Below are 12,134 nucleotides of genomic sequence, written 5' to 3'. Positions count from 1 at the left end.
CTGCCTCATTCCTCCTCCCCATCCAACCGATCCTGCCACTCCACCACGTACTTTTTGACGGTCCTGCGGTCGAGACTGGTGCGTCGGGCCACCTCTTCGAATTTGCCATATTTCTGGTAGAGCATGTGGCAGTAGGCGGTGACGAGTTCGTGGGCGGAGAGTTCGCCCCGTTCCAGGTCGCCGAAGCCTTCGGGGACCTGTCCGGTGTGGCGGGCGGTCTGGGAGGCGTCTCCGTGGTAGCTGCGGTTAAGGAAAACGCGCCGGATGCACTGCTCCAGCTCCCGAACGTTGCCGGGCCAGGGGTAGCCTTTGGGAAGATCGGTTTCGATGACGTCCAGAACCATGTCCGTGAGGTTGGCTGAGCGCTTGCCCACGGTGCGGGCCACGAGGAGTTCCACAAGGTCCACCAGCTCCCGCTTGTCCTCTTCGATGCGCTGGCGCAGCGGAGGCACGGTGATGACGTCCGAACAGAGGCGGTAGTAGAAATCATCCCTGAACCGGCCTTCGCTTCTCAATTGCTCAACGGGCTTGTTGGTGGCTGCGATGACCCGGCCTTTGAAGCGCACCTCGTTGTGGCTCCCCACGGGTGAGAAGACGCGCTCCTGGAGCACCTGGAGAAGTTTGATCTGCACGGGACTGGACAGACCTCCCCACTGTCGCAAAAAGATGGCCCCCCAGGGGCTGCACCGGGACATGGAAGTCGTCGATGCCGGTAAAGGAGCCTTTGCGGTGGCCGAAAAGCTCGCTCTCGATGAGGGCTTCGGGAAACCGGGAGAGGTTGATGGAGAGAAACGAGCGGGTAAAGCTCTCCTTGAAGCAACCCCGTTTGCGGTCGTAGTCAAAAGTGCTGCAGCGTCACGGCGGGTGCGCCTGCCTGCTGCGGCCGGTTTCGCCTAATATCAGGGTGGAAAAATCCTCCATGCGGTTCCAGAGGATCCCGCTGTAGAGCTCCATGTCGTGGGTGAAGACGTTGTTCCAGAGCCGGTAGCGCAGGGCCACCATGGACTCGCTGGGCCCCACCAGGGAGTAGTGGATAAAATGATAGGCGCGGCGGAGCTGGTAGCATCCCTCCACGGTTCGGATGGCTTCGTCGCGGTCCAGGCCCGCGGCCTCCAGGCCGCTGATGGCTTCCCGCAGGAAGCTGGCTCGGATCTGGTGCTCTCCGGCCCTTGCCTGGGCCTTGATGAGGCGGTCGAACTCTTTTCTGTATCGGTAAAAAAAGACAAAGGTCACCACCCCGGTAAGGAGCTTGCGATCTTCGCCCTTGTACATTCGAAGGTCCAGGCGGTTCTCTTTTTCCATGCGATCCCTGTTTTTACTCTCCACACGCTTCACCGCCGCCTCCACGGCGCGGGACGGGGAGGTTGATTCCGGGACCCCGGCGATCTTCCGGTCCAGGACGATCCGCTCTTCCCCAAAGGGGTTGACCCGGGGGGCGCGGCCCACCAGGGTAAACAATTCGCGTTCTTCCGGGGTGAGTTCTCCGACTCGCGTACTTCGTTTGAGCATCACTGGCATATTCCTTTCCCCACACTGTTCCTTTCATGCACACCGAGTGCACGGGGTGTCGACTTTTTACCATAGCACCCTCCCAAGGTACCCGGCAAGCATGGGCATCAAAGGTCGGCAAATCGAGAGCTTACCCCAGTTTAAAATAAATGGCACGCCTTTTGCATCCGTTTGGGACTCAAAATTTATGAATGCTATTCATTTTTTTCTGCATCAGGGCCATATTCAACGGCCCGCATCACGGGCGCCGAGTCTGCCCGGCCAAGACAGCATGTATTCACGACCGCCTCACGTAAACGTAATTATTGTAAGATTATTGGCCCCAAGACCCCATGGCGCTCAAACACGATGCAGAAGATGACACAACCCCGGCCCCTACGAGCACTCTAGCCCCTTCGGGTCCGGACTACAGAAGCTTCAAACCATCAAACGAAGTCTCAGGATCCACTGCCTGCACACCCGGCCACAAACCCCACAGGCGCTTTCGACATCGGCTATTTCCGCGCGCTCTCCAGGGCCGGCGTGCTCCCTGTGTTCGACACCGAAATGATGGACGAAAAAAACGCCATTGAAGGCGTGAAAACCCTTTCCAAGGAAGGATTCCCCTTCGGCGTCCGGCTCCGCACCTCCATGGGCGGGCTGATTCACTTCCTCGACACCAGCAGCATCCCCACCCTGGACCTGGTGGTTGTGGCGGCAGCGGCTGCCAAACACTTCTCCGCCATCTCCAAGAGCCGCCTGGGCTGCAAGGTGGTGGTGGAAGCCGTGAACCTGGGTACCACCTTTCCCCTGGCCGACGGCAAGCCCGACGCCGTGGTGGTCCGCGGTTCGGAAGCGGGCGGATGCATCTCCCGCTACACCTCTTTTATCCTGCTCCAGTGGTACCTGGAAAAGAGCGAGTTTCCTGTCTTCGTCCACGGCGGTGTCGGTTTCCACACCGCTGCTGGCCTCTTCGGCGCCGGTGCCTCGGGCGTCGTCCTCGACTCCCAGCTCTACCTCACCGACGAAGCGCCGGTGGCCCCGGCCTTTAAAGAGCAGCTCAAAAAACTCGAAGAGTTCGACTCCATCTCCATCGGACGCACCCTGCCTTTTCGCTTCCGTTTCTTCTGCAAGCTCGCCACCAAGGTGGTCAAGGAGCTCGGGGAGATGGAATCCGCGCTCCTCAATCACGCGGACGAAGCCGAGGTGCTGCGCCGCGAAATCGAAAAGCGGTTCACCCCCATCAACACCGAAGGGGCCAACCCGGTCCAAAGCCTCTTCTTCCTGGGGCAGGACGGGGTCTTTGCCAAGCGCTTTGTGGCCGAAGGCACGGATGTGGCCTCGGTCATCGACCGCTTTTTCACCCGCGTGGGTGAACTCACCGCCCTGGTGGATGCCCACGATCCGTTAAAAGAGAACTCTCCCCTGGCCCAGGAGCTCGGCACCCGCTACCCCATCATGCAGGGCCCCATGGCCAACATCAGCGACAACGCCGACTTCGCCGAGACCGTCTTCCGCGAAGGGGGCCTGCCCTACTTTGCCATGGGCAGCCTCCCGGCCGACCTGGCCGAGAAGATCATCGAAGAGGGCTCCCGCAAGGTGCCTCGCTTCGGTGCGGGCCTCATCGGCATCGAAGCCCTGAACAAGGCCGTTGCCGGTCACATTGAGACCGTGAAAAAATACAAGGTCCCCTTTGCCCTGTTTGCCGGGGCTATCTCCTCCCAGGCCATTGAGCTGGAAGCAGCGGGCACCAAGACCTTTTTGCACACCCCGGCCTCGGGGATGCTGAAAAACGCTCTGTCCTCGGGCTGCAAGCGCTTCATCTTCGAAGGCACCGAAGCGGGCGGCCACGTCGGGCGCCTGAGCAGCCTGGTCCTCTGGGAGATGGGCATCACCCACCTCCTGGCCCAGCCTGAAGAGGCCCTTGCAAACCAGACCGCCATCTTTGCAGGGGGCATCGCCACCCGCACCGGCTCCTGGTTCATCTCCGCCATGTCCGCGGTCCTGGCTGAAAAAGGGGCCAAGGTGGGCATCCAGCTCGGCACCCCCTACCTCTTCACCGACGAGATCGTTGAAACCGGCGCCCTGATGAAAAAATACCAGGACGTGGCTCGGGAAGAGATCACCACCCTGCGTATCGGTACCACCGTGGGCCTTGCCTGCCGTACCATCAAGACCCCCTTCTCCATGGAGATCGTGGCCAACGAATACCAGCGCATCGTGGAAGATCTTTCCTCTCGCACCCGTCAAGTGTGCCTTCTCAAGAAGGACAACATCGGCTCGCTTCTCATCGCGGCCAAGGGCTTCTCCCCGGATTTTGACAAGCTCAAGAAGGGCGAGCCCCTCTCCTACATCACGTACAACGACGACGAGGCCTTCCACAAGGGCAACTACTCCGTGGGCAACAGCCTCGCCTTCTTTGCTGAGACCACATCGGTCAAGGCGGTTCACGACGGCCAGATGCAGAGCAAGGAAGGCCTCTCCGCCAACTTAAACGAGCTGGAAGTCATGACCGCCAAGTGCGGGATGATGAACGATGAGATCGCCATCATCGGCATGGGCTGTGTCTATCCCGACGCCCATGACACCGACGACTTCTGGAAGAACATCGAGTCCAAGCGCTACTCCATCAAAGAGGTGGACCCGGCCCGCGTGGACCTTGCGCCGTTCTACAACGAAAACCGCAAGGCCATGGACAGCACCTACACCAAGATCGCTGCCACCGTGGACGACTTCGTCTTTGACCCGGCTGCCTACGGCCAGGATCCCAAGGCCGGGCAGCAGATCTCCCGAAGCCAGAAGATGGCCCTCACCGCCACTTTCGAGGCACTGGAAAAAGCAGGGTACCCCCAGGGCAAGGGCCTTCCCCTGGCCACCACCGCGGTGATCATGGGCAGCTGCCTCGGCAACGAGACCAGCCACCATCTCAACCTCAAGTACTACTACCCTGAGCTGCGCTGGCACTTAGAGCAGAGCGACGCCTTCAAGGCCCTTACCGAGGACGAGAAGGTCAAAGTCCTGGCCCACCTCAAGGACCGCATGGCCGGTGACTACCGCAACGAATCCCCGGACTGCGCCACCCTGAACATCGAAGCCTCCCGCGTGGCAGCCGCCATCGGCGCTTTGGGTGCCAACTACGTGGTGGACGCGGCCTGCGCCACAAGCTTTGCCGCCCTGGACTCCGGTATCAAGGAGCTCCTCTCCGGCAGCCACGACGTGGTCATCACCGGCGGCATCAACACCAGCATCAACCCCGAGACCTTCATCGGCTTTGCCAAGATGGGGGCCCTCTCAGCCAAAGGCTCCTGGCCCTTTGACGAGCGTTCCGACGGCTTTGTCCTGGGCGAAGGCGCCGGTGTGGTGGTCCTCAAGCGTGCCAAGGACGCCCTGCGGGACGGAGACACCATCCTGGGTATCGTCAAGGGCGTGGGCGGCAGCTCCGACGGCAAGGGCAAGGCCATTGCCGCACCCAACCCCGACGGACAGGAGTACGCCCTGAGGCGCTGCTTCGACCAGGCCCGTGGCCTCACCTTCGACGACGTGGACTTCATCGAAGCCCACGGCACCTCCACCATCCTGGGGGACATCACCGAGATCAAGACCCTGAAGCGGGTCTACGACACGGGCAGACCCAAGGGTATCAGCTCCGTGAAATCCCAGATCGGCCACCTCCTGGGCGGTGCGGGCGCAGCAGGCCTTATCAAGGTACTTCTGGCCATGAAACACGGCATCCTGCCCCCCAACGGCCAGTTTGAAAAAGCATCCCCCAAGCACGAGCTGGACGACAACTCCAAGCTCTACATTATCAAGGATGCCAAGCCCTGGACCACTGAATCCGGAAAACCCAAGCGTGCGGCTGTCTCCGCCTACGGGTTCGGCGGCATCAACTACCATGCGGTGGTGGAGGAGTTCACTTCCGACTACCAGCCCCCGGCGCGAACCATCTTCCCGGACACCACCTGGGATTACAACGACGACCGCATCGTGATCAGCGGCATGGGCACCGTCCTTCCCGGCGGCCTCTCCACGGACCAGTTCTGGGAGACCCTGGTGGACGGCAAGAAGATCCTCTCCGAGATGCCGGAAAACCGCCTGCACCTCGACTACTTCGTGGATGAAGAGAACGACTTCAGCCTGCCAAGGGTCAAGGCCGGGGTGATCCCCGACTACACCTTCAACAACCTGAAGTATCGCATCCCGCCCAAGACGGCCAAGTCCATCGACCGCGCCCAGTTCTTCGCTCTGGACGCCGCCACCCAGGCCATTGACGAAGCCTGCGGCGGAGACCGCGAGAAGATGTTCGGCAAAGCCAACAAGACCGCCGTCATCATGGGCAGCATCAGCGGGGAGAAGCACGTGGAGAACATCGTGCGGACCCGCGCCCCCCTGGTTGCGAGCTTTATCGCCGAGACCCCGGGCGTGGACCCTGCCAAGGCAGCCAAGGCCGGGGAAGCCCTCATGGAAAGTATCCGTGAGCGGTTCATGGAGAACAACGAGGACACCACCCCGGGCCTTCTCACCAACATCATCACCGGACGCATCGCCAACTTCTTCGGCGCCAACGGGGCCAACTTCGTGGTGGACGCAGCCTGCGCCTCCGGCGGCATTGCAGCCGACCTTTCTGTAAAAGGCCTGAAGGCCGGGGACTTTGACATGGTCGTGGCAGGGGGCGTGGACGCCAGCTTCTACCCGGCCATCATGATGGTCTTCAAGCGCCTCGGGGTTCTCACCGACGCCGAGACCTTCATTTGCGACAAGCGGGCCAAGGGCATCCACCTGGGCGAAGGGGCCGCAGCCCTGGTGCTCACCACCTATAAAAAGGCCAAAGAGCTGAACATGCCCGTGTTCGCCGAACTCTCTGAGATCGGCTTCCGCTCCAACCCGGCCCGTAACCTCTACGCTCCCTCCGAGGCCCTGTTCCGCGAGGTGACCACCCGCCGCTTTGATCGCTGCGACGTTATCAAAGAGGACGTGGCCCATGTGGACCTCTTCGGTTTCTCTTCCCTGATGCTCGACCAGGTGGAGCTCCAGGCCGCTTCCAAGAGCTTCGGCCACAAGACGCGCCTGGGCAACATCAAGCCCGAGTTCGGCTACTACAAGGGCGCCAACCCGGCCATTGCCCTGGTGAAGCTGGCCTTGATGGCCAAGCACGGCAAGCTGCTGCCCCACCACAGCCACTCCTCGGAGCATTCCATTGTGGCGGACCGCTACAACCTGGTCCCCGGCCTCGACCTGGCAGACGCCCCCAAGGGGCATCGCCTGAGCCTCGGTGCCAACCTCTTCGGCTTCGGTGCCAACCACGGCCACGCCGTTGTCAGCACCCTGCCCCGGTGGATGTCCGAGGAGGCAGCCTCCTTTGCCGAAGAGGCAGCCACCGAAACCGTGGCTGCACCCATGCCCCACGGTGAGGTCCACGCCGGAGAATCCTGCGCCCTACTCTGCGGCCAGGGTTCCCAGTACCCGAAGATGATGCAGCCTGTCTACGAAAGCAACGCCTACGTCAAGGAGATGTTCGACAAGGCCGACGCCCTCTTCCGAAAAGAGCGGGGCACCTCCCTTCTGGAGGTGATGTTTGCCGACGAGGACGCGAGGATCCACTCCACAGACTTCACCCAGCCCGCGGTCTTCCTGGCCACGGCAGCGGTGTTCGACCTGCTCTCCGAAGCCGGGTTTGACTCCGACTACCACATCGGCCACAGCGTGGGTGAGTACTCGGCCCTTTACACCAGCGGCATCCTCTCCTTTGACGATGCCTTCCGCCTGGTGATGAAGCGCTCCGAGCTCATGAAAAAAGCGGACCAGAACACCCCGGGCCGCATCCTGGTGCTCTTCAAGAACGCCGAAGAGGCCGCGGCCCTCATCGCGGAGTCCGGCATCGGCGACATTTACGTCACCAACAAGAACAGCACCAAGCAGACGGCTGTCTCCGGTCTCGAAGGGGCCATCGACACATTCTGCGGGTTCCTGACACAAAAGGGTGCCATGTTCCGAAAGCTCCCCTTGACCGGAGCGTTCCACACCCCTATCCTCAGGGCCGCCGCCGACGAGCTGGCCCGGTTCATCGAAGGCATGGCCTTCAACCGGAAGGGCTTTTCCAAGGTGATCTCCAATGTCACCGGACTGCCCTACCCCAATGACGAGGCCGCGGTAAAACGCCTCCTCATCAACCAGATTATCTCTCCGGTGGAGTTCATAAAATCCGTGGAAACCGTCCACGCAGCCGGGGTTCGCACCTTCTACGAGGTGGGAACCGGCAAGATCCTCACCGGGCTTTTAAAATACATCCTGCCCGAGGGCTACACCGCTCACCTCTCCGTGGACAAAGGAAAGGGCGAGGCGGCCTCCCTTGAGGCACTTATCGAGACCATCAGACCCGTTATGACCGACACTGTTCAACAAGACACACCCGCTGCACACGCAGCCGCCGCCCCCAAGGCCCCGACACCCGCGGCCGTGCCCGTGGCCTCCGCGCCTTCCGAGGCCGAAGGCACCTTTTCCGGCGACCACGACGACTTCAACGCCTTTTTGCAGGACAACTCCGAGAGCCTGAAGGCCCTCATCGAAAAAGAGTACATCAAATCCCGCCGCGAGAAGCGCCTGCGCGAGGTGGAGACCTTCGGGTTCTACACCGGTTCCATCTCCATCGCCGGTGTCTCCATCGGCCTGCCCGGTTCTTCCGGACGCGTTTTTGACGAGGCCAACTTCGACAAGATCATCGCAGGCCACAACTGCATCGAGAACCTCACCGAGGCAGAGCGCGGATTCATGCTGGACAAAAACATCGTGCGGATCCACAAGGCGCCCAACGGCAACGCCCGCATGATGGCCATCAACTCCCCCGAGGAGGTGATCCAGCTTGCCGGTAAGCTCGGGTACTTCCACCACAGCGACTTCGGCATCAAGTACAACTACGACATCAGCATCAACTTAGGGATCGCAGCCGGCATCAACGCCCTGCGCGACGCAGGCATCCCCCTGGTGCGCAACTGGACCACCGGGCCCAGCGGCAAGCGCATCACCAACGGATTTGCCCTGCCCGAAGAGATGCAGGAGACCACCGGCGTCATCATGACCTCCCTGTTCCAGGGATGGGAGACCCTCCTCACCGAGGTGGAAAACTACTGCCGGGACAAGTTCTCCGTGAAGCCCTTCAAAGAGATGGAGAAGATCTACTACTATCTCATGGAGACCGTGAAGGACACCGAGCTCAAAGGGCGCCTCACCGACTGGTTCTTCGGCCTCAAAAAGGACCAGCCCGAGACCCCCTACCAGTTCAACCGGGAGCTGATCATCAACGCCATCGCCCTGGGCTCCGCCCACTTTGCCCAGATGATCAAGGCCAAGGGTCCCAACCTCCTGCTCTCCGGTGCCTGCGCCTCCACCACCCAGGCCTGCGCCACGGCCGAGGACTGGATCCGCACGGGTCGCTGCGAGCGCGTCATCGTCATCGGCGGCGAGGCAGCCACCAACAAGGCCCAGGTGCCCTGGATCGCCTCCAGCTTCCTCTCCATGGGGGCTGCCAGCATCAAGAAGACCGTGGCCGAAGCAGCCAAGCCCTTTGACACCAACCGCAACGGGACCATCCTGGGCGCCGGTGCCGTCTCCCTCATCGTGGAGCGAAAAGACTCCCTGGCAGGCAGGGGCCAGCGCGGCCAGGCCGATATCCTCGGCTCCTACATCGGCAACAGCGCCTTCCACTCCACCCGCATCGACCAGGAGCACCTGGCTCGTGAGCTGAGCCGCTTTGTTTCCCGCATCGAAGCTCGCCACGGCCTCAAGCGTGACCAGTACGCCGAAAAGGCCCTGTTCATGTCCCACGAAACCTACACCCCGGCACGGGGCGGCAGCGCCGACGCCGAGATCAAGGCCCTGCGCGCAGCCTTTGGTGAGCACGCCTCCAAGGTGACCATCGCCAACACCAAGGGCTTCACCGGCCACACCCTGGGCGCGGCCATTGAAGACGCCGTAATGGTCAAGGCCCTGGCCAAGAACCAGGCGCCCCCCATCGCCAACCTCACGGACCTGGCCGAAGAGTTCTCCGATCTGACCTTCTCCCGAGGCGAGGAGAAAGACCTGGAGTACGGCATCCACTTTGCCGCGGGCTTCGGCTCCCACTTCGCCTTCCTCTTTATCCGGGAGGAGGCCGAGCTCAGCCGCGAGAACAACGCCGACTACTTCAACTGGCTCAAGCACATCTCTGGCGAGGAGTACCCCGTTCTGGAGGTGGTGGACCACACCTTGAGGGTTCAGTCCGACACCACCCCCGGGGGCCGCAAGACCATCGAAGCCCCAGTGAACGTCAAGGCCCAGGCCGCACCCGCTGAAAAGCCCGCGCCCGCTCCGGCCGCCCAGACCGCAGCCCAGGTTCAGGAGCAGAAACCTGCCCCCGCTGAATCAGCGCCCGCCGCAGCCGCCTCTGGCGCTGTGGAGACAGTGAAGAAAATCATCGCAGAGGAGACCGGGTACACCACGGACATGCTCGAAGACGACCTCGACCTTGAGGCCGACCTCGGCATCGACACGGTGAAGCAGGTGGAAGTCTTCGGCAAGATCTCCGCTGAGTTCGGCCTGGACGTCCCCGAAGACCTTCAGCTCCGGGACTTGAACACCATCGCCAAGCTGGCTGGCTACATCTCTGCACAAGGAGGTGCGGCTGCCGCTCCGGCTGAGGCAGCTCCCGCAGCACCGGCAGTAAACGCCTCCGGCGCCGTGGACGCGATTAAGAAAATCATTGCTGAGGAAACCGGCTACACCACGGACATGCTGGAAGACGACCTCGACCTGGAAGCCGACCTCGGCATCGACACAGTGAAGCAGGTGGAAGTCTTCGGCAAGATCTCCGCTGAGTTCGGCCTGGATGTCCCCGAAGACCTTCAGCTCCGCGACCTCAACACCATCGCCAAGCTGGCTGGCTACATCTCTGCACAAGGAGGTGCGGCTGCCGCTCCGGCTGAGGCAGCTCCCGCAGCACCGGCAGTAAACGCCTCCGGCGCCGTGGACGCGATTAAGAAAATCATTGCTGAGGAAACCGGCTACACCACGGACATGCTGGAAGACGACCTCGACCTGGAGGCGGACCTCGGCATCGACACGGTGAAGCAGGTGGAAGTCTTCGGCAAGATCTCCGCTGAGTTCGGCCTGGATGTCCCCGAAGACCTTCAGCTCCGCGACCTCAACACCATCGCCAAGCTGGCTGGCTATATTTCTGCACAGGGCGGCGCAGCAGCTGCCGCCCCTGCTGAAGCAGCTCCCGCAGCCCCGGCAGTAAACGCCTCCGGCGCGGTGGAGACAGTGAAGAACATCATCGCTGAAGAAACCGGCTACACCACGGACATGCTCGAAGACGACCTCGACCTGGAGGCGGACCTCGGCATCGACACGGTGAAGCAGGTGGAAGTCTTCGGCAAGATCTCCGCTGAGTTCGGCCTGGACGTCCCCGAAGATCTTCAGCTCCGGGACCTCAACACCATCGCCAAGCTGGCTGGCTATATTTCAGCACAGGGCGGCGCAGCAGCTGCCGCCCCTGCTGAAGCTGCCCCCGCAGCCCCGACAGTAAACGCCTCCGGCGCCGTGGACACTGTGAAGAACATCATCGCAGAAGAAACCGGTTACACCACGGACATGCTTGAAGACGACCTCGACCTTGAGGCGGACCTCGGCATCGACACGGTGAAGCAGGTGGAGGTCTTCGGTAAGATCTCCGCTGAATTCGGCCTGGACGTTCCCGAAGACCTTCAGCTCCGGGATTTGAACACCATCGCCAAGCTGGCAGGGTATATTTCAGCACAGGGCGGCGCAGCAGCTGCCGCCCCTGCTGAAGCAGCTCCCGCAGCCCCGGCAGCAAACGCCTCCGGCGCGGTGGAGACTGTGAAGAACATCATCGCAGAGGAGACCGGCTACACCACGGACATGCTCGACGAGGACCTCGATCTTGAGGCGGACCTCGGCATCGACACGGTGAAGCAGGTGGAAGTCTTCGGTAAGATCTCCGCTGAGTTCGGCCTGGACGTTCCCGAAGACCTTCAGCTCCGGGATTTGAACACCATCGCCAAGCTGGCTGGCTATATTTCAGCACAGGGCGGCGCAGCAGCTGCCGCCCCTGCTGAAGCAGCTCCCGCAGCCCCGGCAGCAAACGCCTCCGGCGCCGTGGAGACAGTTAAGAACATCATCGCTGAGGAAACCGGCTACACCACGGACATGCTCGACGAAGACCTCGACCTTGAGGCGGACCTCGGCATCGACACGGTGAAGCAGGTGGAAGTCTTCGGCAAGATCTCCGCTGAGTTCGGCCTGGACGTCCCCGAAGACCTTCAGCTCCGCGACCTCAACACCATCGCCAAGCTGGCTGGCTATATTTCAGCACAGGGCGGCGCAGCAGCTGCCGCTCCTGCTGAAGCAGCTCCCGCAGCCCCGGCAGCAAACGCCTCCGGCGCCGTGGACACGGTGAAGAACATCATCGCGGAGGAGACCGGCTACACCACGGACATGCTCGACGAAGGCCTCGACCTTGAGGCCGACCTCGGCATCGACACGGTGAAGCAGGTGGAGGTCTTCGGTAAGATCTCCGCTGAATTCGGCCTGGACGTCCCGAAGACCTTCAGCTCCAGATGAACACCATCGCCAAGCTGGCAGGGTACATTGCCGCT

General features: G+C 61.8%; 4 protein-coding genes. 1 reads left to right on the top strand and 3 read right to left on the bottom strand.

Features of this window, described 5'->3' with window-relative positions; all coding sequences use genetic code 11:
• Positions 1-5: 5 nt before the first annotated feature.
• The 3 genes from ACOYW1_RS28125 to ACOYW1_RS28115 all read right to left on the bottom strand — a co-directional run bounded on the left by ACOYW1_RS28125 (position 6) and on the right by ACOYW1_RS28115 (position 1,509).
• Positions 6-632, bottom strand: coding sequence for a sigma 54-interacting transcriptional regulator (locus tag ACOYW1_RS28125; protein ID WP_482420583.1), 627 nt, complete (start codon positions 630-632; stop codon positions 6-8).
• Positions 520-783, bottom strand: coding sequence for a sigma 54-interacting transcriptional regulator (locus ACOYW1_RS28120; protein ID WP_482423840.1), 264 nt, complete (start codon positions 781-783; stop codon positions 520-522). Before ACOYW1_RS28120 ends, ACOYW1_RS28125 begins: the two co-directional genes overlap by 113 nt.
• A 72-nt stretch (positions 784-855) precedes the next feature.
• Positions 856-1,509: a hypothetical protein gene (locus tag ACOYW1_RS28115; protein ID WP_482420582.1), complete on the bottom strand. Its 654-nt coding sequence runs from the start codon at positions 1,507-1,509 to the stop codon at positions 856-858.
• A gap of 531 nt (positions 1,510-2,040) precedes the next feature.
• Between ACOYW1_RS28115 and ACOYW1_RS28110 the strand changes: the two genes are divergently transcribed.
• On the top strand, positions 2,041-12,099 hold the full coding sequence (locus ACOYW1_RS28110) for a beta-ketoacyl synthase N-terminal-like domain-containing protein (protein WP_482420581.1): 10,059 nt from the start codon (positions 2,041-2,043) through the stop codon (positions 12,097-12,099).
• Positions 12,100-12,134 lie beyond the last annotated feature (35 nt).

The organism is Desulfoluna sp. CYM3A, from assembly GCF_056829965.1.
This window is presented reverse-complemented; position numbering and strand designations above follow the sequence as displayed.

Excerpts from the sequence above, each read along its gene's own strand:
- ACOYW1_RS28115 (WP_482420582.1), bottom strand. The coding sequence starts at position 1,509 with ATGCTCAAACGAAGTACGCGAGTCGGAGAACTCACCCCGGAAGAACGC.